The following is a 26,531-nucleotide window of genomic DNA, read 5'->3' as shown; positions in this document are numbered from 1 at the left end:
ACGCAGCGATTCACTCTCAACTACGACAACCAAACGCAATCATCATGTCTAACACCGCAGGTGTCGAAATGGAGGAACTTCGCGTCCCCTCCGTCGGCGAGTCCATTACCGAAGTCGTTATTGGCCAATGGCACAAGAACGAGGGCGACACCGTTGCCCGCGACGAAGAACTAGTGGAACTCGAATCGGAGAAGGCCACGTTCGAAGCACCTGCTCCCGTGGCTGGCACCCTGGCGAAGATCCTGAAAAAGGCTGGCTCGACTGCCGAAGTCGGAGAAGTGATCGCCTATATTGATCCCACTGGCAACGGTTCGGCCAGCATGCCGGAAGCGAAGCAGCCAGAACCTGCACCAGCTCCCCCCGAGCCACCCAAGCCAGCCGCCCCGGCGACGCCCCCCCCTGCCCCAGTGGCCTCTTCGGCTCCGGCGAAAGCCCCCGAGAAGCACGTCCAATTGCCACCTCGCGATCAGCCGGCGTCAGACGATCCTGGCATCGTTGAAACCGCACCTCGCGTTATGCCCGCTGCTGCTCGAGAGTTGCACGAACGCGGGCTGTCGTCGTCGGAAGTCGCCGCCAGCGGTCCTGGTGGCCGACTGTTGAAGGAAGACGTTCAGCGTCACACCTCCAGCCCCGCACCGGCGAGTGCCCCAAGTTCTCCCGCTGCTGCATCGCGTAACACCAGCGAACGCGAAGAGCGCAAGCCGATGTCGCCGCTGCGTCGCCGGATCGCATCGCGTTTGGTCGAAGCCCAACACAACGCTGCACTGCTTACCACGTTTAACGAGGCCGACCTGACCGAGGTCAAGAAGCTTCGCGCCGAGCATGGCGATGCGTTCCACAAGAAGCATGGCGTGAAGCTCGGCTTCATGGCCTTCTTCGTGAAAGCCGTGGTCGAAGCCCTGAAGAACTGCCCCGAGCTAAATGCCAGCATCGACGGCGACGAATTGGTTTACCACCACTACTACGACGTCGGTATTGCTATTGGCACCGAACGTGGTCTGGTAGTGCCGATCCTGCGCGATACCGATCGCATGGGCTTTGCCGAGATCGAGAACACCATTGCCGACTACGGCACCCGCGCCCGCGCTGGCAAGCTAGGGATCGACGAAATGATGGGCGGCACCTTCACCATTAGCAACGGTGGTGTGTACGGCTCGCTGCTCTCGACCCCCATCGTGAACCCGCCGCAAAGCGGGGTGCTCGGCATGCACTCCATTCAGGAACGCCCGGTCGCCATCGACGGACAAGTGGTGATCCGCCCGATGATGTACCTGGCTTTGACTTACGATCACCGCATTGTCGACGGCCGCGAGGCTGTGACCTTCCTGCGGGAAATCAAAGAAGCGATCGAGGAACCCGCCCGGATTCTCATCGAGATCTAACCGGCGCAAGAGCGTGTTTGCACGCCCCCCCGACGCTTCCCAATCACGATTTGGTGAGCAAGCGAGTAGGTGAGTAGGTTCTGCACACTTGCTCACCAGATTCACTCACTTACCCACTCGCCAAAAACACATGAGCAATTTCGATTTACTAGTGATTGGGGCCGGCCCTGGTGGATACGTTGCGGCCCTTCGCGGTGCCCAACTCGGCTTGAACGTCGCGTGCGTTGAAAAAGAATCGGCCCTCGGCGGCACTTGCCTGCGGGTTGGTTGTATCCCCAGTAAAGCACTACTCGAATCGAGCGAACTGTACGAAGTCGCCCGCGAAGAGTTTGCCGCCCACGGTATCGATGCCGATGGGCTGTCGCTTGATCTCGAGAAAATGCTGTCGCGCAAAGACCGCGTGGTTACCACTCTCACCCGTGGCATTGCCGGCCTGTTCAAGAAGAACAAGATCACCCATTTTCAGGGACAAGCCCGCTTCAGTGGTCCTGGCAAGGTGGTCGTCGCTTCGGCCGATGGCGAGCAAACCGTCGAAGCCAAGCACATTATCATCGCCACAGGTAGCAAAGTAGCCAAACTGCCAGGCGTCGAGCCCGATGGCCAGCGCATCGGCACCAGCACCGAAGCGTTGAACTACGACAAAGTGCCCGAGCATCTGGTGGTGATCGGCGGCGGCGTCATCGGCCTGGAACTCGGCTCGGTCTGGCGGCGTCTCGGTGCCCGCGTCACGGTGCTTGAGTATCTCGATCGCATCCTGCCAGGCATCGATGCCGAAGTAGCCGATGCCGCGTTCAAAGTGTTCAAGAAGCAGGGTCTTGAGTTCAAACTCGGTTGCCGAGTAACCGGCGCCCAAAGCAAGAAGAAGCACGCCCGCGTCGAAATCGACGGACAAGATCCCATTGAGTGCAGCCAGGTGCTGCTTTGCACGGGTCGCGTGCCGATGACCGATGGCCTGGGCCTCGACACCATTGGCATTGCGGTCGACAAGCGTGGTCGCATTCCCGTAACGGCTGGTTTCCAAACTGCCGCCGAAGGGGTTTACGCCATTGGCGACGTGATCGAAGGCCCCATGCTCGCCCATAAGGCCGAGGAAGAAGGGGTTGCCTGCGTCGAGCGGATTGCTACCGGCTATGGACACGTCGACTATAACGCGATTCCCAGCGTCGCTTACACTCATCCCGAAATTGCCTCGGTCGGCAAGACCGAAGAGCAACTCAAGGACGAAGGCATCGAGTACAAGACCGGCAAGTTCGCCTTCATGGCCAACGGCCGCGCCAAGGCTCTTAACCAGACCGAAGGCTTTGCCAAGGTGCTGGCCGATGCCAAGACCGATCGCATTCTCGGCGTTCACATCTTCGGCGCCCGCGCGGGCGATCTGATCGCCGAAGCAGCCGCGGCCATGACGTTCCACGCGAGCAGCGAGGACCTGGCTCGCACGTGCCATGCCCATCCCACGCTGTCCGAAGTGCTGAAAGAAGCTGCGATGGCAGTGACCAGCGGGGCGATTCACTCGTAATCACCGCCGGCTTCTGCGTGATTCGGCACTACTGGTGCAAAAACCTGTTCGGCCACCGATAAGCTATCGCTCGCGTGCGAATACGGCGTACCGATGGCGTAGCGCTGTCGTCATCAGATAACCGTACGCGGAGGGGCACTGCCATCGGATTCCCGTCCGCCTACAATGGTGGTATAAGCGGCTAAGGTCGCTCCCGCCTCTCTTGGGCATGCTGGCTATGCTTGGCCATGCATTGCCCTCTCTGCTGGATCTGCCGATCGATCCCCGCACTGGAACCGGTTCTGTAAGTACGTAATTCGATGCCGCAAAGTTACTACAAGTTCTTTCTCGGATTCGTGGCCGCCGTGGCCCCGTTAGCCACCGACATGTACTTGCCTGCCATCCCTCAACTGGCAGAGATGTGGGGAGTCAATGTCTCGCTGGTGAATCTCTCGCTCGTGCTTTGGTTTGTCGCATACAGCTTTACCCTTTTGGTGTGGGGCAGCTTGTCCGATCGCTTTGGGCGACGCCCCATCCTGCTAATCGGGCTCGCGTTGTTTGCTGCGTCGTCGGTGTTTTGCGCGATGTCGCAGAACGTCTGGCAGTTGATTGCTACCCGCATCCTACAAGGTATCGCCGGCGCGGGTGGGGCCTCGATGGTGATGGCAATCGCCCGCGATCGCTTCGAGGGCAAAGACCGTCAGCAGGTGCTCGCCTGGATCGGAGTGATCCTGGGACTCGCCCCGATGATTGCCCCTTCGATCGGCGCGGCGATCATGCAGTATGGCAATTGGCGAATGATCTTCTACGCGCAGGGGCTGGCGGCTGCTTTGATGCTGGCTGTGTCGCTAATGCTTTATCAGGAAACGGCCATCACGCTCTACAAGGCGGGCGTGTTCGGTATGGCCGCTCGTTACGGACGGTTGATGGGCAACGCCAACTACGTACTGACAAACGCATCGACGAGCATCCTCTCGGCCCCGTTGTTAGGGTTTGTGGCTTTTTCGCCACTGGCATACATTCAGCACTTCGGCATGAGTCGCCAGCAGTTCGCATTGTTGTTTGCGGTCAACGCCTTGGCCCTGGTCGTCGGATCGGCTTCGTGCGCCCATCTGATCCATCGCTTCAGCGATCACTACCTGCTCACAGTAACGCTAGTCGGCTCTTTGGTCGGTGGAATCCTAGTGCTACTGATTGGCCACATCGCGTGGATCTGGTTCCTATTATCGGCCGCAATGTTCACCTATTTCTTCGGCATGAGTCGCCCGCTGGTGAACCATCTGGTCCTCGAACAAGTAAACGACGACATCGGAGCGGCCTCGTCGGCAGTGATCTGCAGCCAGTTCCTCTGCGGTGCAGCCGGCATGGCCATTGCCACCCAGCATTGGCAATCGCCGTTCCTGGTGTTCGGTGCCCTTGCCACACTTTGCCCGCTGGCTACCCTGCTGTTGTGGCCGTGGATCCTTCGCCGCATTCGCACCCCACATACTGCAGCCGATATACTGCAGCCCGAGCCTCCCCCGGTAGGCTAACCTACGCCACAATCCGATTCCTTCCGCTTCACCCATCGTTTTGGAACCGAACTATGTCCGCGCTATTTTCTCCTTATTCGCTCAAGGATGTAACACTGCGTAATCGCATCGCGGTGCCGCCGATGTGTCAGTACAGTGCGGAGGATGGACTCACCAACAACTGGCATCGCACCCACTACGATGGCATCGGCCGCGGCGGTGCGGGGTTGGTCGTTGTGGAAGCGACGGCCGTAGCACCCGAGGGACGCATCACGCCCAACTGCTTGGGCCTCTGGAACGATGAGCAAGCCGAAGGGCTGGCTTGGATTGCCAAGGAACTGAAGACCTACGGCGCGGTGCCGGGCATTCAGATTGCCCATGCGGGGCGTAAGGCCAGCGCGAATCGCCCGTGGTCGGGAGACAATCATCTGGCCGAAGACGATCCCGAAGCCTGGCAACCCATTGCCCCGTCGGCGGTTGCCTTTGGCAAGAACCTGCCGAGGGTTCCCCAAGAAATGACCTTGGAAGACATCGAGCGCGTAAAGGCCGACTTTGTAGCCTCGGCACGTCGCGCTCTTGATGCTGGATTCGAGTGGCTCGAACTCCACTTTGCCCACGGCTATCTAGCGCAGAGTTTCTTTTCGGTGCACTCGAATCATCGCACCGATGCCTACGGCGGCGACTTCGCCGGACGTTCGCGATTCTTGCTCGAAACGTTAGCCGCAGTTCGCGAAGTCTGGCCCGAACGGTTGCCGCTGACAATTCGTTTTGGAGTGATCGAGTTCGACGGCCGTGATGAAGAAACGCTCGCCGAGTCGATTGAACTCGTCCGCGCGTTCCGCAAGGGCGGCATGGATCTGCTGAGCATGAGCATTGGTTTCTCTACTCCTGAAGCCAACATTCCCTGGGCGCCCGCGTTCCTACTCCCCTACGCCGAACGCGTCGGCCGCGAAGCCGAGGTACCAATCACTACCGCGTGGGGCATGGACGATCCTCATACCGCCAACGCGGCGATTGCCGATGGCAAGCTCGACCTGGTAATGATCGGCCGCGCCCATCTAACGAATCCCCACTGGCCATTCCAAGCAGCGAAGATACTTGAAGACGAATCCCCCTCATGGGTGCTGCCCGCTCCTTACGCGCACTGGCTCGAGCGTTATCAATAGCATTGGTCTTCCACAGCTATTGGACGGCAACACTCACCATGCTCCTCGCATCGCGTTTCTTCTAGACATCTAGCGAACGTTGTCTGCAAGTCGAAGTTGGGGGTTTGCGAACCACTCGAATGTGGAGTGCCGAAACGATCCGGATCAATCGTCCCCCGCACAGACCACACGAGTACTCACTTCTTTAGAACCCAGGTAGCCTGCACTACCTGGGTTTTTCTGTTGCGCGAGATTCCTCGCAACTCGCAACTTCCAAAAGTTGCATCCCGATTTGCGGTTCCTTAAAATATCGCCATCCTTCCGCTGCAGGCTCCTTCCTGCGGCCCCCCTCCCTCCTGTTCGAATGAGGTTCGCTATGCGAAGCAAGTATGCTGCGCGGCGTGGATTCACGCTTGTTGAGTTGTTGGTGGTCATCGCGATCATTGGCATTCTAGTTGCCCTTCTTCTACCTGCGGTACAAGCCGCGCGCGAGTCGGCGCGTCGCTCGCAATGCACGAATCAGCTCAAGCAAATCGGATTGGCGTTGCAGATGCATCACGACCAAAAGAAGGTCTTCCCTTCCGCTCGCAACGACACCAGCCCCTACGGTCAGTCGTGGGCGTTTCAATTGTTGCCGATGCTCGAAGAGCAAGCGGTGCACGATTCGTTCGTCAAAGGCGAGCGCGTTGATAGTGTCGACAATGCGGCCGCTATGCGCACGCCAATCGAAGTGTTTGCATGCCCAAGTCGTCGTCGTCCGGCAGCCGATCGCGACTTTGACAACGACGACTCGCCGACGCAAACTCCAAACGCTGGCACACGTGGCGACTACGCCGCGAATGCTGGTCACGAACTTCGCATTGGCATGGAGAACAACACCGAAAGTTCGCAACATTACAATCGTCACACGGATCTAACCAAGGCGGGGCCGATCTTCACCTACTCGAAGATCAAGATGCGTCGTATCACCGACGGCAGTTCCAACACCTTGGCAATCGGCGAGCGTCACCTTCCAGAAATCACCGAGGATGTCTCTTCAGTCGGCGAGCACTACTGGCAAGGTGATACCGCGTTTCTTGCGGGCGACAATCCTCATACCGTCATGGGTGTGCCGACGCGTGGGTTGCGCGAAGATGGTACCGAAGTGGATAATGCTGGAGTCGATGCGGCTCGCGAATCGTTCGGTGGACCACATCCTGGCATCACCATGTTTGTGTACGTGGATGGTCATGTCGATGCGATCGACAACGAGACCGATATCACCACGCTAGGCAACCTCTCGGCGATTGCCGACGGGAACATTATTGATTTTTAGCGTGTTCAACACAGGTCATCGCGTTAGAGACACAAAAGTCTTCAATGTACTTTTCTTGCTCTAACGCGATGACCATCTCTTCCCAGAGCAAAGCAGCACTGCTCAAGCGGGCACCGAATTGCAGGTAAACTTACTCACCTGTATACTGCCCGCATGCCTAAAACAGAATCTGAACTATGGAACTGGGTTGTCGAGTACAACCGTAACGCAACTCACGATCGCGGGTTGATTTCGAACTATGGCTACAACGCTATCCTCGATGTGAATCTCGTATCGGTTTGCAAGGAACTGGCCGCGAATACCGATGGGCCGGTTCGTATTCTTGATGTAGGCTGTGGTAGTGGAAAAGCACTTGCTCAACTATCGCAAAGCTTAGACCAAGCGGGCGCCGATATCGATGACTTTGAGTTCTGGGGCATGGGACTCAATCGCTATGAGCAGATGTATATTCCCGAAGAGCGGATGCTGTACGGTGGCCTGAACAGCTACGACTTCGGCGACACCAAGTTCCATCTGATTCTCTCGGTTTATGCCTTTCACTACTTCTGGCATAAGCTCGAAGCAGTCGAGCGCATCCACAACGAACTGCTAGCAGTCGGCGGCCGTGCTTACCTGCACTTCCCTGGCTATCTACTCCGCTTCGAGGAGTCGCCGGAAGACATCAAGCAGACCGAATCGGCCGGCAATGCCAAGTTTGCGAAGTTCCTGGAGGAAAGCCAGCGAGCGGGTGACATTTGCCCGATGGATTTCCACGTGGTTCCCTACTACAGCGACGACGACGATCGAGCTTTACTTGGAGAGTTTGGCCATCTACGATTCACGAAGTCCAATAACGACCTCATTCGATTTGGGGTCGGCCTGGAAGCGTTCGCTATGTTCTCCAAGGGCTTCACGATCAAAAGCATGGACAATTCCGACCGCATCTATATCGCGTCGCACTACGGCAAGAACCCGCATTACGACATGCAGGGGAACAAGCTCGACTTCCAGTTTGGCTCGCCGTACGGGTCGTGCCACCTGGTAAAAGAGGAATCGAACGGCGCCCTGGTGCACCGCCCTGCCGAAGGTTCCGATTTCGCTCCCTACCGCATTACGAGCGTCGATATCGAAGTTGGTGGGCACGGCTACGAAATCGATATGGCCGTGCATGCGATTGCCGCCGACAACGTGATTGTCATCTGCCCCGGTGCTTGCGATTCGCTAGCAGGCGAGCTATTCCCCTATCGGGCACTTGCCAGTCGTATTGCCGATGAACGACTCGGTGCAGTGGTGCGGTACAACGATCCGTACGACAACAAATGTAAATACGCTGATTTCCTGATCGAAAAACTTCGCGCGGCGATCTTGCTCATCCGCCGGGAAGCGACTCACATCTGCGGCATCGAGAATCCCAAGATCCGCCTGCTAGCTTATTCGTCGAGCGCTGGTGCTGCTGCGGCAGTCACCTCGGAATTTCCTGAGATCGACTCGTTGCTCTTGGCCGCTCCGTCGCGCGATGTACCGCTCGACCGCTTTGCCGAACACTATCGCAAGTTTACCGGCAACGTGCATGTGCTCATTGGCGACTCCGACGAAACCGTGCTGCCACAGCAAGCATTCTGGTATTACCAGGAAGCACTTTCGGCAGGCATGCGGGAGTACGTGGAGTTCCCCGGCTGCGGGCATCGTTTTTGCGGCACGGCCAATCAGGACATGCTGCTCGAAGCGCCGAACTGGGCGTTCGGGTTCCGTTCGCGGCCCGAAGGCTTCCCGCCAGCGGTGACCGAGCCGAGCGAAGCCTGGTTGTGGATGTAGCCGTGCTAGCTTCGTTCGAGGAAGCACACGGAACCCTAACGCAGGCGAAGTCCACTCGGAAGGGCTTCCCCAAACACTTGGCTTTGCTCTTCGTGATCGAGCGTTCCGCCATGACGAACCAGCTCGACCAGATGCGCGGCCGCATTGCGTTGCTCTAGCCAGTTGGCTGCCTGCTCGCGTTTCGACTGCTCCAGGTCGCGATGGCGATCACCGGTCATGCGGGCGAGTTGCATCACGACTAGCGGAGTCATCGCGTCGTCGGCCGCCAGCTCGAGCACTGCATCGAGCCACTTGCCTGCTCGCGCGGCCGATACCAGCGTGTTGAGTGGCCCATGCACCGGCACTCGCTGGCCCAGTCGGCCCACAGTCCACAGCATCGCGTGCTTTACTTTTTCGAGCTTACGCTTGGGAAGCAGGTCGACCACGATGCTACCGATTTCGGTTTTGATCGGCACCGGCAGTAACTCGAGCGAGCCGACTAATCGCCACACTTCCGGTGATTGAGCCGGATCGAACGCCGCGGTCGTGTTGCCTGCCTTGCCACCGGAGAATCGCCGAGCGAGCGCCCGAATGCCAGCCAGCAACGGTTCGGCGATGGTGAGCTGCTGCCCCGCGGTGAGCCCGCCTGCGATCCGCCGCCAGAGGATGAGCGACTCCGCCTGCGAAGCGGGAAACGCCAAGCGATTGCGAACCGTACGCCAGGTTTCAGTCACCCGCCAGTCGTCGACCGCGTAGCCATAGCCAGGGCGAAGCGAGTATCCCACTAGGTTGAGCCAACGCGATTCGTGCTGCTGCGACTGCCGACGTCCTGGTTCGACTTCCATCAATAGCTCCCACATCCGTCGCAGCACCGAAGTCGGCCACTCATGGCGCGGAGCCTCGAGCACGTCGGAGAGCTTAGGCATCAGCTTCGAAGGCTTTAGCTCGGCGGGTTTGTCGAACACCGAGGCGATCGCCGCGCGGCACGACTCCACGAGTTGTTCATCGACAATGCCCTCTCCTTCGGCGGCCGACTCATGGGCGGCCATGTCGGTTTGGGTGGTCGACCGAACGTCAAACTGCAACCGCCAGCTGGCATTGCTATCGACCGCCCGGCACGAAAGCTCGAGCGCTCCGATTTCGGTCAGGTGGGCGTGCAGGTGCACGTCGACGGTTTGCGGATCGCGTTTCCGCCCTGCATCGAGCACCGTGCGAATCGGCGGCAACGGCTTCAGCTCTGCCTGGTCGACCGGAACAATGGTGCCAGGTGGATCGACGAGACGTGTGCTGGAAACGTACAACGGGAACTCCACCGGCTCGGCCAGCGTGAGTTGAAACGTACTGGGGAGTTCAAAATCCTGACCAGCCGAGGCACTGCCCGGAGCCAGGCACACCGCCTGTGGTTTTTCGCCCGCCAGCCCAATGTAGTAGCTTCGAGCCAGGTTGGCGGTGATACCGACCCCTTCCCCGCGTCGGACCATCCCATAATAGGCAGCCCCGCGGGCGACGGCCAAGTCGAGCCGATCGTGATCGAGCACCACCGGCTGCCACTGGCTACCATCATCAAACCAGCTGCTGACCACTTCGATCAACCGCTCGCGAAGCATCGGCGAGGCAAAGAAGCCGCCGTTGAACAACACCAAATCGGGTCGGGCGGGATCGTGCTCCGTTGTCGGCTCGTCGTCGCCAGTCGTGCGGTGGGCTTCGAGGAACGCAGCCAGGTAGCGAGTGATGCCAGCGTCGGCTGCGTAGGGAAGTCCAAAGTCCTGAAAACCAGATTGCCGCCGGGTGGGTCGTTCGCCAAGCTCGGTGCGCGGCAAGAATCCATCGACGAGCAACTGCTCCACCTCGCTCCGCGTAACCTCCACTTGCAACCCACCGCCGATGAGCTTCGAGCCGGCCGCTGGCAGGTTGATGGTAAGCGACTCAGGCGGGTTGTCGCCGAGCAAAGTCTCCTTGGCCCGGCGAGCCGTGCGGACCAATACTTCCCACTGCTCAGGCGGCAGCTTGCCATCGCCGGCGAGTCGCTGCTCGACATGACGGGCGAGAGCGAGATCGAGATTGTCGCCGCCGAGAATCAGGTGCTCGCCAACAGCGACGCGATGGAACTCCACGTCGCCGGAGTCTTCGCGGCCCCGTACACGGATTAGCGTGAAGTCGGAGGTTCCTCCACCAACGTCGCACACCAGGATCTTCTGTCCCGCGGTAACGAGTTGTTGCCACGACTCGGCATGGCGATCCACCCAGGCGTAAAACGCCGCCTGAGGTTCTTCGATCAACAACACCCGCGGCAACTCCGCCCGCTTCGCCGCGGCAACGGTTAGTTCGCGGGCGACTTCGTCGAACGAAGCCGGCAGCGTGACCACCACGTCTTGCTCGGCGAGTGGAAACTTGGGGAACGCTTGCTGCCATGCTTCACGCAGGTGAGCGAGGTACCGCGAGGTCACATCCACCGGCGACAATCGCTCGACGTCCGCGTCGCCTTGCCATGGCAACAGCTCGCTCGTGCGATCTACGCCGGCATGGCACAACCAGCTTTTGGCCGAGGCAATTAGCCGCCCCGGCTTGGCGGTCCCTTCATCGCGGGCGAGCACCCCGACCGCCCAGTTCGCGGAATCGGACTCCACCCACGGCACCTGCAGCCCGCCAGCTTCCACCTCGGCAGCGGTACCCTGATAGTGAAACGATGGAAGCGTATCGCGCGAAGCGACTTCGAACGGGGCGACCAACTGAGGCACTGCCAATGTGCGGACTTGCCAAGGCTGCTCGTGCGTATCGACGTACGCCATCGCAGAGTTCGTTGTGCCCAGGTCGATGCCCACCACGTAGCGGCTAGGGCGTTGCTGATCGTCCTGATCGTGGGAAGTCGGCTGATCCATAACTCTAAAAGGTCGCTTGCTAACGTTGAATGTTTGTCTTGTCGAGCCGATGCCCTGCAGCGATGGTGGCTCGGTTTGATCGAATAGGAAGCAACCGACTACGGAACGTCAGTCGCCTGCGGTGTTACGTCGAGTTTCTGCTCGAACAGCTTAAATACCTGCTCGTCGCTCTCGCCGACGCCGCGCACCGCTGAATCGGGAAACACCACGATGGGCAGGTGTGTTTCAATCTTGCTCCATTGGTCGCATTGCCAACTGATTTGCTTGAGCACCGATTGCTTCAGATCGTTGTCGAGCGACACGCGATCGCCAACCAAACGAAAAGCCTCTTTCCTGGCGTTGGCCATCGTGGGCGGGGCTACGCCCTCCATCAACCAGTTGTGATACTCCTCGAACTTCTCAGGGGCTAGGTGCCAGACACTGTACGACAGGCGGGCGTACTCGCATGAATCGCGATGCCCTTTAAACCCGGGTGCCAGGTGACTGTTACAAGCACTTTCCAGCGGAGTGAACCACAGCACGATCGCCAGATCGTCGCCATATCGCTCGCGGGCGGCGAGCAAGCGAGGATGCAGTCGTCGGCAATGCTTGCAGTTGTAATCGAGCATCTCGATCAGCACCTGCGGAGCCTCGGGATCTCCCAGCATCGGATACTCATAGAGATCGATCGGCCGCTCCAAGGCTGTAAACGCCTTGAGGCGACTTGGTTTGGCACTGTTAGTAACAGGAGTCTCTTCCTCGGGTTCACTGGGGCCGTTGTCCATGAAGTCGGGCGCTTCGGTCGTTGGTGTTTCCTCGTTGTCGGTTGTGCTTGCGGAGTTGCTTGTCAGTGCGATCTCTTCGAGCGGAGCGTTCAGCTCCGTTGCGGTCAGCCATTGCCCAACCGCCAACATGCCGACTCCCAGCAATCCTAAAGCAATGCTACCGAACCATGCCATTAGATTCGTCGAGCGACTATCCATCATGGCGGGAATGGCTGCTCCGCTATCGACTAGCGACTGCGGCAACCGCTGTGCTCGGCGGGCGACGACGATCAGCACTGCAGTGAGCAGTACCATCAATACTCCTCCGCTATGCACCATCAGGCAGTAGCGACACCAACTCTCAATCACAAACGTCTGCAAACTCACGAACCAGGCAGCCGCGCCGAACGCCAAGGTGACCAAGGCCACCAGCACCTGCATCGGCATGCCCAGCGGGTCGCGGGCGGCGAACCACACCACTACGGCAATGGTTAGGTAGAGCAGTGCGCCAGGTAGTGCGACGGGAATGCCAAGCCATCGCGACCAGGCGGTAGCCAGTACGCTATCGCAGTCGAAGGTCGCACTGCCATCGCATCCGGCGATCACTCCACCGGTTAGCGACTCGAAGGCCAAATACGCAGCCACACCGGCGGCAGCCAACGCTACCAGCGTCATGATCGCAGCAAGTATTTTTGTCGGCGTATTCACCGCGGATACCACTTTCGAAGCGAGGAAACCAGGTCCTCCATTGTAGCATGCCAGCAGGCGCCGCGGTTCCACCGTTCGACTAATCTGCCAGCCGCTGAAGCGTATGATCGATTCGGGCCAAAACTCGCTCGCGGCCGAGAATCGCCAGGGTTTCGAACATCCCGAAGCCAACCCCCTTGCCCGTGACCGCGACCCGCAAGGCGTGGATGATTTGGCCGATCTTGATGCCCTTGGCCTCGACAAACGCGTGCAGAGCCTTGTCGAGACTTTCTGCATCAAAAGGCTCTACAGCGGCCAGATCGGTGCGAAACGCCTGCAGCAACTCCGCTGCATCATCGGGTTTCACGAGCCGTTTTTCGTACGCCTTCTCGTCGTAGACCAGTTGATCGTCAGCGGTGAAGAAGTCGTCGAAATCCAGGATATCGCCAAACACCGTCAAACGATCGCTGGCTGCGTCGACGATCTGCCCCACGTAGTCGGCCATGTCGCACGGCGCCGGTTCGGCGACCAGCTTGGCTTGCTGCAGGAAATCGATGCACCGCGAAACCTTCTGCTTCTTCGGCAACGCGTTCATCGCCCGCTGCTGGAACGCCAGCAGCTTCTGGGCATCGAAGCTCGCTGGTGCGCGATTCACGCGTTCGAGCGAGAAGTGCTGAATCATCTCTTCGCGGGTGAACTCTTCGGTCGAATCGTCGAGCGACCAGCCGAGCAGCACCAGATAATTGAGAATCGCATCGGGCAGGAAGCCGACCTGCTCGTAGAAATCAACAATCACGGGATTGAAGGTCTCGGCGGCGGTCTCCAGTCCTAAGCGTTCGGCGATCTTCTGCCCGTGCGCGTTGAGCGCGGCGAAGTCGCGATTCTTCAGGTACTTGTCGAGCTTCCGCTTGCTCAGTTTGTTCTTACTACCAGGCTCGGCGACAAACGGCACGTGGGCGAACGCAGGAACCTCGTAGCCCAACTGCTGGGCGATGAACACCTGGCGCGGAGTGTTCGACAGGTGCTCTTCAGCGCGAATCACGTGCGAGATGTTGAAGTCATGCTCGTCGACCACGGTTGCCAGGTGGTACAAGCACGAACCATCCGCGCGCTGAATCACGTGGTCTTGCTCGCGGCCCCAATCGAAGCTCACTTTGCCACGGACCAGGTCGTTGATTTCCAAGGTACCCTCGGTCGGCATCTTCAACCGCACGACTCCCGCGCGACCTTCGGCGGCATACTTGGCCGCTTGCTCGTCGGTCTCGGCCATCCAGGTTCGACTGTATCGCACCGAGGTGCCAGCCTTCTCGGCGGCTTCGCGCTCGGCGGCCAACTCGTCCGGCGTGGCGAAGTCGCGATACGCTGCGCCGACCTCCAGCAGTTTCTCGACCGCCGCTTTGTAACGCTCCGCCCGCTGCGATTGGAAGTACGGCGCGTAAGGACCGTCGACTCCTGGTCCTTCATCCCAGTCGAGTCCCAACCAACGGAATCCATGCAGAATGGGCTCCAGCGCTTCCTCCACGTTGCGCATCTGATCGGTATCGTCGATTCGCAGCAGGTATTCTCCCTCCCGACCTTTGGCAAACAGCCAGTTAAACAAGGCGGTACGCACTCCACCGATGTGCAAGTAGCCGGTGGGACTAGGAGCAAAACGTGTTCGAACGGACATGGCAACTCTACGGATTCGACCAGGCTTCTGGGCCTGGCGCTATGTGGAATTCAATGAAACGGGCAAAGTACCGCATTCTACTCCATGCCAGTCGGCCGGCGTAGGCTGGGTAAACTCGCCAGTTGACGATGCCGAACGGGCGGCCAGTGGCTATTCCGACTCGGGCGGCTGGGCCAATTCCTTCTCGACCCGGGCCATCGACCGGCGATGTAACGCACCGGCAAACAGGTGCTGCACCAGCGTGGTGGTGAACACCGGCAGCAACAGGATCTCATGTCCTTCGAGCACCCGACTGGCCAAGGCAACCGCCAGGCCGGTGTTCTTCATGGTCAGAGCGTAGTTGAGCGCGGTGGTCGTTCCGCTCGGCACGCGGAAGGCTTCGCCGAGTAGCTGCGAAGCTCCCAGGCCAACCAGGCACTGCCCGCTCGCGAGAGCAACGCAGAACACCAGCCAGCCGATGCGGAAGTCGTCGGCCATCTTAGGCAAAGCACACGCAGCGTTGATGTAGTTGAGCACCAGCAGGGTAATCGCACTGGTGAGCAACACCTCGGGGCGATGCTTCGCCACGCGTTCGCGACCGACGATCCATCGAGTCACGATGCCTGCCGCGGTTGGTAGCAGCACCCAGACCACAAAGTGCAACCCCGTAAAGCTAGCAGTCAGCGCCTTGAGCGCGTCGGCTTCTCCCTCGGAGAAGGAGAGCCCCATCAGTTTTAACACCAGCGGAATCATCCAAGGGCAGGCGACGATCGATAGCACGACCATCGCGAGCGCCCAGGGCAACTCGCCTCGCGACTGCTGAGTCCAGGCAGCCGCCGAGTTGGCGACCGGCATCGCGGCCACCAGCACAAATCCCATCAGCAGCTTGGTTGCCATGCCGGCGTCGATCACCAGCGGCATGACCCACCACACGAGCATTACCACTAGCGCCGGCACCAGCCAGACTGCGGCCAGGATCAACACCACCAGTAGCGGGCGTCGACCCACGAGCGGTAACCGCCGAACCTCCACCCCCAACGCGGCGAGGAACAGCAGCACTGCTACCATCAGCTGCGAAACGTTCGGGCGGGCGAGTTCGGGCCACGAAGTCGGCAGCTTGAGATCATGAATCCACTGCCCTGGCGCGGGAACCAGTAGCGCAACCGCGTAGCAAACCACCAGCAACAGCGGCAGGCGGTGCCGAATGGCTTGACTCACTCGCTGAAGAATCCGCTCCACCATTCCAGAAGGCCAGTTCACTGCTGCAGACACAAAAGGTGCCGGCAGCTCAGGGTTGCTCCGGCCTACAACTAGCAGTTTAGCAGCCAGCTAGCTTTGCCCGCCACCTTGGTTTCGAACTATAAAACACGATACTTTTTGGCACCACCCTCCTTACTCCTATCCGTTAAACGCCAAGCTGACGCTGTAAGTCGGCCAATTGCTGCTGCAAATCGGCAATGCTCTGCTCGGCTTCGTCCTGGAACGCCGCCAGCGTGCTCCGCAGGTGAGCGACTTCTTCGCGGAGTCCGGCCAACTCGGCAGCCGCCGAAGGCCCGCCTGCCACTGCCGTGGGTGGCGAAGTCGCTACAACCGGTGGTTTATCCGCTGCGGGATTCGACGACGTCGTCGCTGGCGACGACAGACTCGCCGCATCCGATCCGGAACTCGCCGCCGGCGGCGTGACCGAAGGGGCCGAGTCGCTTGTGTCGCCAGGCATCGCTACGCCATGCTCGCGGCGCACCTTATCCATCTCGCGCGGCTGATACAGGTTGTGCGTGACCACTGCCCCTCGCCCGGGAGGTGTGAGATACACGACCAGCGACTTCGACAGCAAACTCTCCAGCAGCGGGCCCAACTCGGCCATGCCTTTGATCGGCTCCATGCGAGCCGCGCGACCACGGAGTTCGCCGATGGTTTGCGCGCCGCGGAGCAACAGTTCGCCCATGATAGCCAGCTCGACTTTGCTCACGCCGAGCCAGTCGTAGGCCAAGTGCCGGTACTTTTCGACTCGACCATCGCCTTGGATGATCGATACCGCTCCCTTGGTACGAAGCGAGTCGATCGCGTCCTCCACATGGTCTTCCTCCAAAGTCATTTGCGGAAACCGGTTCCTCTTTTGATTCGAACCGGTCACCAAGCCTTTGAGGGTGAGTGGGTACGCGTCGGGCGTGGTTTTGGCTTTCTCGATCAGTACGCCGAGTACGCGCCGTTCGTTGGCTTCGAGTTGAGTCCACTTGGGGGAAGAATCTTCTGCATCCATGGTTATAGGCATCCTGAAAAGTGGGAGTTAAGCAACTTGCGTGCCAGCTTTCAAGCGTAAGGGGATTATCGCAACGAGACAAGCGCCCCTGCACCCACGATCGGGGGGGAGTAGTCGCCGGTTTTCCTCTTGCATGAGGGGCTTTCGACGCTCCAAATAGCCCAAGGTTTCTCTTCTGTCGACAGTGGTGAGCGGCCATGATGATGCACTCCTTTTCGTCTTCGCCTGGGGAACTCACAGCTATTCAGCTTCCGGCTTGGCAAGCGACAACTCCATAAACTTTTTAAGACGAATCGCGAACGGTTGGGGGGTTGGCTAACAAGTCTCGGTGTGATCCTTACTTTTTTGAATGGTTGACTCTTCGTAGAAAAGATTCAAATTCTTCCCTCTAGGTCCAATTAATAGATTGCGACCCGGTTTAGTATTTTTGCATAATCTCTTCATTACCTCTTCATCATTGTAGGGTAACTTACCGTCCTTCAAGCTTGGTTCTATTTTCTAACTGGAGAACTTCATCATGAAGACTCACTGTTTGGTTGTTGTGTTGGCAACCTGCTGCTCGATGGTCACTCTTACCCCCCAGTTTGCTACTGCGCAAACCTCGTGGGTTGGGACCACTGGTGATTTTACTGTAAGTTCGAACTGGTCGAGCGGCGTCCCCGATTCGGGCACCGTTGCCTCGATCAGCAACGGCGGCACCGCTCAACTCACCGTTGATGACGTTGTGGATCTGAACAACCTCATCATTGCCGAAGGCTCCGGCAGTAGCGGTACGCTCATCATCGATGGATCTGACGTTCAACCTCGTCAGATCGAAATCGGTAAATTGGGCACCGGCACCATTACGATCGAAGATGGTTATCTCGACAACAACTTCTCGGGCCAGAGCATTTTCGTCGGTGGGCACGACAACTCCGGTGGAGCATCTGGTCTTGGCACCTATAACGTCAACGGTGGTGCAACTCGCTCCGGCGACGACTTTCAGCTCGGTCGCAACGGTACCGGTACGTTGAATTTCACTGGTGGTAACATGGAAGGCGTCTACACGGTCATCGGTAAGTTTGGCACCGGCATCTGGAATCAATCGGGGGGCGTCTACGACCAACGTGGCGGCGACTTCGAAATCGGCGACGGTGGCAAACCCAATAGCGATCGCGATATTTCCGGCGACCGGATGGGCATCATGAACTTCACCGGCGGCGTCGTGCAAGTCAGCAACGCTTTTGCCATGGGCAACCGTATTGGCGGCTCGCAAATCAACATCAGCGGCGGTGGCCTCGCCATCACCGGCGACGGCACCAACGAAACCGGCGACGCTCGCGGCAACAACCTGTATGTCGGCCGCGGCATGGACTGGGGCAGTGTTGCCGATGCCAGCTCGGTGTCCGGCAGCCATGAACTCCGCATCACCGGCGGCGATGCGGTAATTGCGGTTGGCTTGGATCTGCTGTTCGATCCCAATGACATTTTCCAATCGGCAACTCTGATCACCGAGATCACCGGTACCGAGCACACCCCGATCCTCGTGGGCCGCAATGCCGATATCGGCAACGGTCAACTGCAAGTCGAACTCAATGGCTACTCCCCAGTATCTGGCGATAGCTGGACCTTGATTCAAGCCGGTGCGGATCTGACCGACGCCGTGGCCGCCATCGACGAAATGGTAACCGCCGAAGGGGATCTCGACCTGACTTTCGATGGGGTGATCGATTCGAACGACGTGCTCGAACACAACATCAATGCCTCCTCGGGTTCGATTATCGGGCAGTTCGAAGCAACCGATTTTTCGCTCGCTCCGTTGACCGCTGGTTTGAGTTGGGAAATCGACTACGCGACGAACAACGCAGTGACGTTGTCGGTAGTGGGTGAAGCGATCGACTTGTCGGGCGACTACAACAACGATGGCTTCGTGGACCTGGCCGACTACACGGTATGGCGCGACAACCTGGGCGCGACGATCTCGCTGCCCAACGAAGGTTCTGGAGTTACTCCAGGTGAAGTCACCATGGACGACTACACGGTCTGGAAACAGAACTTCGGCACCTCGCTCGGCGGCGGATCGCTTTCGACCAGCACGGTGCCCGAACCGAGCACGATTGTATTGACACTTCTGGGATTGGTTGGTGCGGGTACGATCGCCCGTCGTTGCAACGGCTAACGTTCGCCTACTCATTACACCTTACCTTTTCCAACATGAACGCGGCTACCTTGGGCAGCAAGTAGCCGCGTTCTACTTTATTGCTCGCTCTAAACCCAAAGCACCTTCGACCAGACACCTACGAAACCTCTTCTCACGCTTCACCTTGCCGGATATGTAAAGGATGTTGTCCTATGTTACGGTTTCGATACGAAGTGTCCCCAACACGGGCCTTCACGCTGGTTGAATTGCTGGTAGTCATTGCCATTATCGGTATTCTGGTCGCCTTATTGCTGCCTGCGGTGCAAGCGGCTCGAGAGTCGGCGCGTCGCACACAGTGCGTCAACCAGCTCAAACAGATGGGATTGGCTCTCCATAATCACTTAGATAGTCGCAAAGTATTCCCCACTGGCGGAAACGTTCCTCATCCCGACATCGAAGACTACAGTAATAATGGCACGATCAACGGCCCTGATAAACAGGGACTAGGTTGGGCTTTTCAGCTTCTTCCCTATTTGGAACAGGGAGCGATTCACGAGCTTGGAAGTACCTCGCAGATTTCGCAAACTCCTGTGGGTCTCTTTAACTGTCCTACCCGCCGAGGGGTCACTCGCCACCCCTCTTCGCAGCGATACTTGAGCGACTATGCAGCGGCCACTCCCGGCGACTATCCACTAGTCGACGGAGCGGTCGGCAGCTTCTGCCATCAAGGAGAGTTTTGGGGGAGTCAGTCATGTGGCGACTATTCCTGCATCTGGGATGTCGAAAAAGGCTGGGAATTCCAGGGAGTCATTGTGCGTACGAGTTGGACAGTCCCCAGCGAGGGGGGGGCTCGCGGTGCTTCAGCGAGACCTTCCTACAATCCTGGCAACACCCGTCCCACTCGACCGGCGAAGATCACCGACGGCTTGAGTCACACGTTGGTCATTGCCGAAAAACGACTGCTCAGCGACGAATACCTGGGAGGTGCATGGCACGACGATCGCGGATGGTCCGATGGCTGGGACCCCGACAACATTCGCTCCACGATGTTCCCCGTAGGTCCTGATGTCTTGGCCAGTGCGGTAGAGAGTTTCCAAGTGACTGCTACTTTCCACGGCTACGAACGCAAACTCGACTCACGGGAGTACGGCTTTTGCTTTGGATCTGCCCATCCAGGTGGCTTTAACGCGCTATTCTCCGATGGCTCGGTGCATGGCCTGGCCTACGATGTCGACCAAGACCTGTTCAATCGTTTCGGGCATCGAACCGACGGCCAGATTACCGAGATTGATTAGTTGCACCGAGGCTCTCAACCTTCCGCGATCGGGGGGAGGAAGCGGGAACCCCCTCTTAGCGAATAGCGAACTCTCGGAGGTTCTAATGCCCCCAGAATCGGCAAATCGATTCGTGGGGGCTTTATTCTTGGTTTACCCCGGCCGCGATTCTCGCTGCGAACCTTGATTTACTGGCACTTTTTCAAGTTGCCGCGAATCGCCCGCCTGGCGTTTCGCCCCAGGCTGCTCGAGAGTGGGGGCAAAACGCTCCCGACTCTCGCGTTCGGCGAATCGCTGTTCGAGGAACGCGATCGATTGCTCGAGGTCCGGCTGGATTGGAGCCGACTCGCCAGGATTCTCCTCCACAAGCTGCCGAGGTTGCTGGAAATCGACTCGCCCGGTCTTCGCGCAATTGAATAACAGCGAGATCTGCTGCTTCACGATCGGTCCCTGGTACGGTCCGAGCATCGCCGAATCGACGATCCGCTGCACCTCGCGGGCCATGCCATCGAGGTCGTCGTCGCTCATTGCGCGCTTGTCGACCACGTGCTGCCGGGCCGCTTCGCGACGTTCCCGGCGTTCCAGCATCCAGGCGGCCGCCCGCCAGTGCGTGGCCGCTGCCCGCCGCATCAGTTCGAGCGGCGTCAAGTCGGCCGCCATCTCCGCCCGCCGCACCCGGCGATCAAACTCCGGGTCGGCCTGCCGCTCGCGATAGATGGTCTTGCGATCGCAACCGACGTAGCGGGCGACCTTCCGCAAGCTCATGCCGGCGGTGATGAGCGCGCAGATTTCCCGCTGTTTCACTTCGTCTAACACATGTTTTCTAGCCACACAAACACTCCTCTCTAACAGGCAACTAACTATACATTTGTATCTCTCCCGTTTATAGCAGATGAAGTGGCCATTTCCCAATGAAAACTGTGCGAAAAAACAACCCATTTCGCCATCGCTTGCAGAAAGCAGCTCGACACACCGAGCCGTCGAAAGCGGAAGAAGGTCAGCCATAGAGAGCCGGACAGAGCCTCCATTCCCCCACGAAGGCAAACGACACGGAGTGTCGTGCTACGATCCTCTGAACCGGCCCAATAGCCGGCAACGTAACAACGTCCTGCGACCAATCCTTGCGCGCACAAAAAAACCGAGACTCCCCTTTCGAGGAGCCCCGGCTTTGTGGGGTTCATGTTGTGATCGGTTGCCGGCTTTGATGCTAAGTCCTGTGGGCTGTATCTCCGTCAGGACAACCGATGACGATTAACCTTAGTAGGTCAGGATCGCGTCGATACCGAACACGGTTTGGTTGAAGTCAGGCAGAGTAGCATCGGCTGGCAACCAGTTGTGACGCACTTCGGGGCGAATCACTACGTTGGCGTGCGGCTTGTAGTTCAGGCCGTAGGTGATACCGTACTGGCTGGTGCTGTTGTCAGCGGCCACGATTCCGTCGCTCTTCCACCATTCAACACGAGCACCAGCAGCCAGGCAATCGCTCATGGTGTAGAACAGGTATTGGTTGATACCAACCTGGGCACCAAAAGCACCACCAGCGGCGGTGTCGTCGTAACCAACCAAGTCGCTCTGGAACACGTAGTTCAGCTTGTCGCTGAGCGTGCAGTCCAGCACGATGCTGTGGCTGTAACCACTTTCACCAGCGGTGCGAGCACCGAAGTTGCCAGCGGTGGCAATGTAGGTCAAAGCAACATCGTCGGTCAGGCTGGTCGAGAAACCACCCAAGAAGCTGCTACCACCGTTCGATTGATCGAAACCAGTGTCCCAACCAAGGGTCCAACCAGCGTACACGTCGACACCGTCGATGCCGCTGTAGGTAGCCAACGCACCGGTGTGGGTGAACGGCTCGCTGTTGAACATGGTGTAAGCGTGGCTGTAGAAGAAGTTGTCCGGAGCGGTAACTACTTCGTAACCAACCAGCGTGAAGAAGTGACCAGCGATGATATTCCAATCGCCGAAGGCAACTTCACCGTACAGCTGAGGCATGGCCCAACCGTACACACCGTGATCGAGCGAGGCATCCCAAGAGCCTTGATTGGCATTGGCAGCACCGGGGTTGCCGAAGGCTTGGGTCTTCTGAGCGTCGGTACCGTACATCAGGTCGAACCGGAAACCCCAGTCCATACCGCAGCAAGGAGCTTCAGCAAGCTTCTCGGCATAGAACCATTGTTGGTGCAGATTCACTGCATCAGGCACATCGTTGAAGGCAAAGAGGTCGCCATAAGCGGACGACATGCGAGTCGAATCGCTGTGGTAACCAAGTTGGGTCCAACCACCGAAAGTGACGGCGCTGCAACCGCATGGATCAATGCAATCCATCAGGGTCCAGGGATCACCCAAGCAACAAGGGCCACACAGGTTAAGCCCGCACGAATCGCCACATCCACATGCATCGCTGCAACCAAGATCATCGCATCCAGTGCCAGGGTCTGCACAGCCGCATGCGGGCTCGCCGCAGTTGTAGCTTGTCAGATCATAGTTGAATGCCGTTTGGACTGCCGACTGCCCCAGCGCTGGGCCAGCGCTGATGGCGATCAAGGCACAGCCCATCGTCCATCTTACAATGTTCACTTTTAAGACTCCTTCTTCGGGGACTGTCGCTGCACATACATGTGCCGCGGAACGGGGGGAGTATTTGACGACGAACTACGCCGCTGGCGGGTCGAAGTTCGCGCTAACGACAAAACCGCCTCGCTGAACATATCGACGTCTGCTACCACCTACATGCAAATCTGCCGGGGCAACTTAGGCAAGAATCTCAAACTTCCCCCCCCAGATTGGTAAGCTGTAACGCTTGGCGAAAAGCTCAGGCGCAGCGAGGGGCAAACATTACTGGACACACAGGTCCGAATAAGCCGGAAGCCTAAGAGTTCGCGCCTCGAACTCCCCCCAAGCGAAGGGGTCGCAATGCCTGAAACGGCTAAGAAAAATGTAGCAGCCAGCGACCACCGAGTTCGATTCGGCCCCTCCGCCTGGTCGATGGTATCCCTGCGATGGCAGGCAGCTTGCCGGTAGCAGCGTTACTCGCTGCTCATCGCCTGCTCGTTCACAAACCAGGCGCCGCCGCTCAGGTCGCTGATGGTCTGTCGACGAAGTTGCAGGCCGAACACCACTGGCGGTTCCCCGCCAGGACGCACGAGTTTGAACTCCTGGAGCACCAGATACCGCCCTGACGACTCCCGCAGCCCGGCCTTAAAATCGCCTGGCACCACTTTCGAGCCCTCCGGCGCGGTGCTTAAAAGCTCGACCACGTCGTTGGTTTTGAACTCCTCCAAGGCCTTCACGGCGTTCTCGTTTTCGGCGTAGAACTTGGCCAGCGAATCGTCGAACGGACGGCGGGCCGTCGGTGGGTTCTTGAGTTCCGCGGCCGTGATCAGCTCGCCATCCATCACTAACTGGCACCAGTCGAGGCCCCATTCGGCCGCTTCGCGAGCCAGGATGCTTCTGACGACCCAGCCGTTGACCAGCACGCCAGCGCCGACAGTGAGCGACATGGCCAAGCCGGTCAAAGCAGCGGTACGCCCGACGAGCTGCCCGTCGGAATGGGCGATTTTGTAGAGCGCGAAGAGCGAGAAAATCACCCCAATCAAGGGGAGCACCACCAAACTGGGAGTCGCAACCGCGGCCAGCGAAGCCACGCCGAGCACCGCCGCCAACACGGCGAGGCCAGATACCGATCGGTACTCGGCAACCGCCTGCACATCGTCCGACAGGTAATTCTCGGGAACCGGTGACTCCGTGGTGGTTTCGCTCATCGTTTCGCGGTGATCCTATTTCGCGTAATCGTTAGATACGAGCGTCAACGGCGACTAACGTTTCACCCGCAAGCTTTCTTGCTTCTCAAGGCCTGCACGTTGCTTGCTGAAGTCGTTCACGTAATCGCTCAGGGAAAACCCTTTTCCAGCACCCAGATTGTCCTTGTTTAGTGCGGTTTGAGCAATGCTCAACCAGGCAAGATCAGGGTTGGTGATCGCCGAATCGCCATTCTGGTGCACCAAAGCACCGCCGAAACACTCCCGTTCGAACGGGGCTGCGTGCAGCGTAGCGGCCACCAGGCACATCATCAACCAACCAGCAACCGCCGAAGTCAGCGGTCCGCCGACCGTGTCGATCGGATTCTTGAATCGCATCCGCGTTTTCGACAGCAACTGCGAAGCCACCCGGTGCATCAGGATGAACGCCAGCACGTAGATGGCCCAAATGAACAGGAAATCGAGCACAAACGTGTACTCGCCCATCCCCTTGTCGGCGGCTAGCTTGGCCAGCGGCTCGTAGGTGCCAAAGGCAATCAACCCGCTCAACAAGATGTTGATGATCGAAAGCGTGTTGCTCCACAGCCCTTTGTCGATGCACATCGCAAAAGTAGCGAAGAAGATCGTAGCGAGGATGGCGTAGTAAAGGTAAATCATGGGACGATTTCAGGAGTCGAGGATATGCGGTTAGCGACGACTGGCGTCGGTGTTGTTCTTCAGCAGAGGGTCGGAGCTAGGCTCCCTTGAGAATGCGTTGCGCCTCGGGAATGCTTGTGACCCCTTTGGCGACCAGCAAAATGGCTTCTTCCTGGAAGGTACGCATGCCCGCCATACGTGCGGCTTTTCGCAACAGGTCGAGCTTCGGCTGCTTGATCAGCACTTCGCGAACCTTATCGTTCACGATCAACAGTTCGAACAAGCCGGTCCGTCCCACGTAGCCGACGTTGCCGCAGACCTCGCAAGGCTTCTCCAGTTCCTCCGGCTTCGGCGGACGATAAAGATTTTGCACCTTTCCGGGAGGAATGCCGAGCTTCTTCAGCATGTCGGGCGTTGGTTCGTAGCCGACTTTGCAGCTTTCGCAGAGTTTGCGGATCAGCCGAGTGCACAACACGGCCGTCACGGTTTGGGCGAACTCCTTGTGCGGCACCTTCTTCTGCAGCACCCGCAGCAGAGCCTCTGGGGCTTCGAGCGCCTGAGCGGTGGTGATCAGCAGGTGGTTCTCTTCCACTTCGCCGAACAGGATCTTGGCCGACTCGGCATCCACCAAATCGCGAACGATGTACACGTTGGGATACGTGCGAATAAGTGGTGGAAGGATGCTGGCCGGCGTCTCTCCTTGCTTGGCGTCGTACGTGTGTACGGCCACGTTTTCCATGTCGCGGGCGGGATTATGCACCTCGTCGATGGTTACAAAGTCTCGCATCAGCCGGTCGGTTTCGAGGATCGAAACATCGGTGAGCGTCGTGAGCCCCCCTTCAGGCGGGGCGGCAATAACGAGCAGGCCTTCGTCCATGGCCATCAGCTCGGACCATTGCTCTTTGATCTTCTCTCGCATGCCGAGATCGTCGTAGGTAACCAACTTAACTTGGCTGCCACCGCGTAGTTCGAGCAGCACCCGTTCGCCAGTTTTGGTCCCCTGACTCACGATCGGGCAGATGTACTGAATGCCCTCAAACTTGGCGGCAAACTGGCCTTCTTGCTTCTTGCGACGCTCGGTGATGTCGAGATTCGCCAGCTGCTTCATCACGGCCAGCATCACGTCGCCGGAGTCGCGTTCGCGGGCTTCGCCACCGTGCCAGACACCGTCGATCAGGTACTTGACCGATACGCCGCCTTGGCCGTAGTCGAGCACCATGCGTTCGCTTCGGCGGGTCGCCAAGTCGGCCACCAATTCCTTCACCAGCAAATATCCAGGCGACTGGCGGGCGTAGATCAGGTTGCCTTTGTTAGTGCTCTCGTCGCCGCCAAAGGCCGACAGCTCGACCGGGGCACCCTTTTCGTAGTCGGGCACCTGTTCGCCGATGCGAAGCATATGGCGGAACCAGTCGCTCGTGAACACCTTCTGGTGCTGCTCAACCGACTTGTTATAGGTCACCGTGTAAGCAATAAACGGGCCGAAATAGGCCAGCGTCAGCAGCGAAATGCCCACCACGTAGAAGGGCACGATCACCATCACCAGCATGGCGATCGGGAACGGGAAGTAGAAGATCGGATTCCATTTACCGTAGCCCAGATCGTAGATCTGCGAGCTGCGGTTTACCCAGTCGCCGGTTAAGGTCCAGAGCATGACCAACAGGATCACGGGAATGATCTTGAGCCAATGGAGCGTACCGCTGCCGCGTTTGGCGTCGACCTCGACGCCGGTCCAAATGGTCGGTGCGGCTGGCTCCTCCGCAGCGTCGTCGATGGCCGAGCCACCCTCCTGCTCCTCGCCGGCGGGGGCTTCTTCCGCGCCCGCGTCGTCTTGGGCCCATACAACTTGCGAAGGTGCGCCCACTGCCAGGACCAAGGCCAGTGCACAAAGCGCCATATAAAACAATCGGTG

18 protein-coding genes are annotated in these 26,531 nt (G+C 58.7%); 8 read left to right on the top strand and 10 right to left on the bottom strand.

The window, feature by feature from the left end:
* Positions 1-44: 44 nt before the first annotated feature.
* The 6 genes from odhB (at position 45) to Pan181_RS05625 (ending at position 8,642) form a co-directional block, all read left to right on the top strand.
* Positions 45-1,382: a 2-oxoglutarate dehydrogenase complex dihydrolipoyllysine-residue succinyltransferase gene (gene odhB / locus Pan181_RS05650; RefSeq protein ID WP_231943759.1), complete on the top strand. Its 1,338-nt coding sequence runs from the start codon at positions 45-47 to the stop codon at positions 1,380-1,382.
* Positions 1,383-1,512: 130 nt separating this feature from the next.
* Positions 1,513-2,898, top strand: coding sequence for a dihydrolipoyl dehydrogenase (lpdA, locus tag Pan181_RS05645; RefSeq protein WP_145245906.1), 1,386 nt, complete (start codon positions 1,513-1,515; stop codon positions 2,896-2,898).
* Positions 2,899-3,197: 299 nt separating this feature from the next.
* Complete coding sequence (locus Pan181_RS05640; protein WP_145245905.1) at positions 3,198-4,409, top strand: multidrug effflux MFS transporter; 1,212 nt, start codon at positions 3,198-3,200, stop codon at positions 4,407-4,409.
* A gap of 53 nt (positions 4,410-4,462) precedes the next feature.
* On the top strand, positions 4,463-5,554 hold the full coding sequence (locus Pan181_RS05635) for an NADH:flavin oxidoreductase/NADH oxidase (protein ID WP_145245904.1): 1,092 nt from the start codon (positions 4,463-4,465) through the stop codon (positions 5,552-5,554).
* Between the two features lie 355 nt (positions 5,555-5,909).
* Complete coding sequence (locus Pan181_RS05630) at positions 5,910-6,848, top strand: DUF1559 domain-containing protein (RefSeq protein ID WP_197528941.1); 939 nt, start codon at positions 5,910-5,912, stop codon at positions 6,846-6,848.
* A 153-nt stretch (positions 6,849-7,001) separates the two neighbouring features.
* Positions 7,002-8,642 carry a class I SAM-dependent methyltransferase gene (locus tag Pan181_RS05625; RefSeq protein WP_145245902.1) on the top strand — a complete coding sequence of 547 codons (1,641 nt, stop codon included), beginning with the start codon at positions 7,002-7,004 and terminating at the stop codon, positions 8,640-8,642.
* A gap of 35 nt (positions 8,643-8,677) precedes the next feature.
* Here Pan181_RS05625 and Pan181_RS05620 read toward each other — a convergent pair whose 3' ends face one another.
* The 5 genes from Pan181_RS05620 to Pan181_RS05600 all read right to left on the bottom strand — a co-directional run bounded on the left by Pan181_RS05620 (position 8,678) and on the right by Pan181_RS05600 (position 16,838).
* The gene (locus Pan181_RS05620) at positions 8,678-11,500 is read right to left on the bottom strand and encodes a hsp70 family protein (protein ID WP_145245901.1); all 2,823 of its coding nucleotides are present in this window, start codon (positions 11,498-11,500) and stop codon (positions 8,678-8,680) included.
* A gap of 98 nt (positions 11,501-11,598) precedes the next feature.
* Positions 11,599-12,951: a vitamin K epoxide reductase family protein gene (locus Pan181_RS05615; RefSeq protein WP_197528940.1), complete on the bottom strand. Its 1,353-nt coding sequence runs from the start codon at positions 12,949-12,951 to the stop codon at positions 11,599-11,601.
* A 79-nt stretch (positions 12,952-13,030) separates the two neighbouring features.
* On the bottom strand, positions 13,031-14,599 hold the full coding sequence (gene gltX / locus Pan181_RS05610) for a glutamate--tRNA ligase (protein ID WP_145245899.1): 1,569 nt from the start codon (positions 14,597-14,599) through the stop codon (positions 13,031-13,033).
* A 150-nt stretch (positions 14,600-14,749) separates the two neighbouring features.
* Entirely contained in the window at positions 14,750-15,796 is a 1,047-nt protein-coding gene (locus Pan181_RS05605) for a bile acid:sodium symporter family protein (RefSeq protein WP_231943758.1), read from the bottom strand.
* Positions 15,797-15,983: 187 nt separating this feature from the next.
* The gene (locus tag Pan181_RS05600) at positions 15,984-16,838 is read right to left on the bottom strand and encodes a DUF480 domain-containing protein (RefSeq protein ID WP_231943757.1); all 855 of its coding nucleotides are present in this window, start codon (positions 16,836-16,838) and stop codon (positions 15,984-15,986) included.
* A gap of 517 nt (positions 16,839-17,355) precedes the next feature.
* On the opposite strand from Pan181_RS05600, the gene Pan181_RS05595 reads away from it, so the two are divergent.
* Together Pan181_RS05595 and Pan181_RS05590 are read left to right on the top strand one after the other, a co-directional pair.
* Positions 17,356-18,996 carry a PEP-CTERM sorting domain-containing protein gene (locus Pan181_RS05595; RefSeq protein WP_145245896.1) on the top strand — a complete coding sequence of 547 codons (1,641 nt, stop codon included), beginning with the start codon at positions 17,356-17,358 and terminating at the stop codon, positions 18,994-18,996.
* Positions 18,997-19,169: 173 nt separating this feature from the next.
* Positions 19,170-20,252 (top strand): DUF1559 domain-containing protein, encoded by a 1,083-nt coding sequence (locus Pan181_RS05590; protein WP_145245895.1) that lies wholly within the window; start codon positions 19,170-19,172, stop codon positions 20,250-20,252.
* 132 nt (positions 20,253-20,384) lie between these two features.
* Here Pan181_RS05590 and Pan181_RS05585 read toward each other — a convergent pair whose 3' ends face one another.
* From Pan181_RS05585 to Pan181_RS05565, 5 genes are all read right to left on the bottom strand, one after another.
* Entirely contained in the window at positions 20,385-21,062 is a 678-nt protein-coding gene (locus Pan181_RS05585; RefSeq protein ID WP_197528938.1) for a helix-turn-helix domain-containing protein, read from the bottom strand.
* Positions 21,063-21,488: 426 nt separating this feature from the next.
* On the bottom strand, positions 21,489-22,706 hold the full coding sequence (locus Pan181_RS05580) for an outer membrane beta-barrel protein (protein WP_391483990.1): 1,218 nt from the start codon (positions 22,704-22,706) through the stop codon (positions 21,489-21,491).
* A 548-nt stretch (positions 22,707-23,254) separates the two neighbouring features.
* On the bottom strand, positions 23,255-23,989 hold the full coding sequence (locus Pan181_RS05575) for a hypothetical protein (RefSeq protein WP_145245892.1): 735 nt from the start codon (positions 23,987-23,989) through the stop codon (positions 23,255-23,257).
* Positions 23,990-24,043: 54 nt separating this feature from the next.
* Entirely contained in the window at positions 24,044-24,643 is a 600-nt protein-coding gene (locus tag Pan181_RS05570) for a CvpA family protein (RefSeq protein WP_145245891.1), read from the bottom strand.
* A 76-nt stretch (positions 24,644-24,719) separates the two neighbouring features.
* Positions 24,720-26,516 (bottom strand): ATPase, T2SS/T4P/T4SS family, encoded by a 1,797-nt coding sequence (locus Pan181_RS05565; RefSeq protein WP_197528936.1) that lies wholly within the window; start codon positions 26,514-26,516, stop codon positions 24,720-24,722.
* Positions 26,517-26,531: the final 15 nt, after the last annotated feature.

This window comes from Aeoliella mucimassa, assembly GCF_007748035.1.
Taxonomy (GTDB): Bacteria; Planctomycetota; Planctomycetia; order Pirellulales; family Lacipirellulaceae; genus Aeoliella; species Aeoliella mucimassa.
The sequence above is the reverse complement of the archived record's forward strand: the minus strand, read 5'-3'. Positions and strand labels throughout refer to the sequence as shown.

Excerpts from the sequence above, each read along its gene's own strand:
- odhB (WP_231943759.1), top strand. The coding sequence starts at position 45 with ATGTCTAACACCGCAGGTGTCGAAATGGAGGAACTTCGCGTCCCCTCC.
- lpdA (WP_145245906.1), top strand. The coding sequence starts at position 1,513 with ATGAGCAATTTCGATTTACTAGTGATTGGGGCCGGCCCTGGTGGATAC.
- Pan181_RS05640 (WP_145245905.1), top strand. The coding sequence starts at position 3,198 with ATGCCGCAAAGTTACTACAAGTTCTTTCTCGGATTCGTGGCCGCCGTG.
- Pan181_RS05635 (WP_145245904.1), top strand. The coding sequence starts at position 4,463 with ATGTCCGCGCTATTTTCTCCTTATTCGCTCAAGGATGTAACACTGCGT.
- Pan181_RS05630 (WP_197528941.1), top strand. The coding sequence starts at position 5,910 with ATGCGAAGCAAGTATGCTGCGCGGCGTGGATTCACGCTTGTTGAGTTG.
- Pan181_RS05625 (WP_145245902.1), top strand. The coding sequence starts at position 7,002 with ATGCCTAAAACAGAATCTGAACTATGGAACTGGGTTGTCGAGTACAAC.
- Pan181_RS05620 (WP_145245901.1), bottom strand. The coding sequence starts at position 11,500 with ATGGATCAGCCGACTTCCCACGATCAGGACGATCAGCAACGCCCTAGC.
- gltX (WP_145245899.1), bottom strand. The coding sequence starts at position 14,599 with ATGTCCGTTCGAACACGTTTTGCTCCTAGTCCCACCGGCTACTTGCAC.
- Pan181_RS05600 (WP_231943757.1), bottom strand. The coding sequence starts at position 16,838 with ATGGATGCAGAAGATTCTTCCCCCAAGTGGACTCAACTCGAAGCCAAC.
- Pan181_RS05595 (WP_145245896.1), top strand. The coding sequence starts at position 17,356 with ATGAAGACTCACTGTTTGGTTGTTGTGTTGGCAACCTGCTGCTCGATG.
- Pan181_RS05590 (WP_145245895.1), top strand. The coding sequence starts at position 19,170 with ATGTTACGGTTTCGATACGAAGTGTCCCCAACACGGGCCTTCACGCTG.
- Pan181_RS05575 (WP_145245892.1), bottom strand. The coding sequence starts at position 23,989 with ATGAGCGAAACCACCACGGAGTCACCGGTTCCCGAGAATTACCTGTCG.
- Pan181_RS05570 (WP_145245891.1), bottom strand. The coding sequence starts at position 24,643 with ATGATTTACCTTTACTACGCCATCCTCGCTACGATCTTCTTCGCTACT.
- Pan181_RS05565 (WP_197528936.1), bottom strand. The coding sequence starts at position 26,516 with ATGGCGCTTTGTGCACTGGCCTTGGTCCTGGCAGTGGGCGCACCTTCG.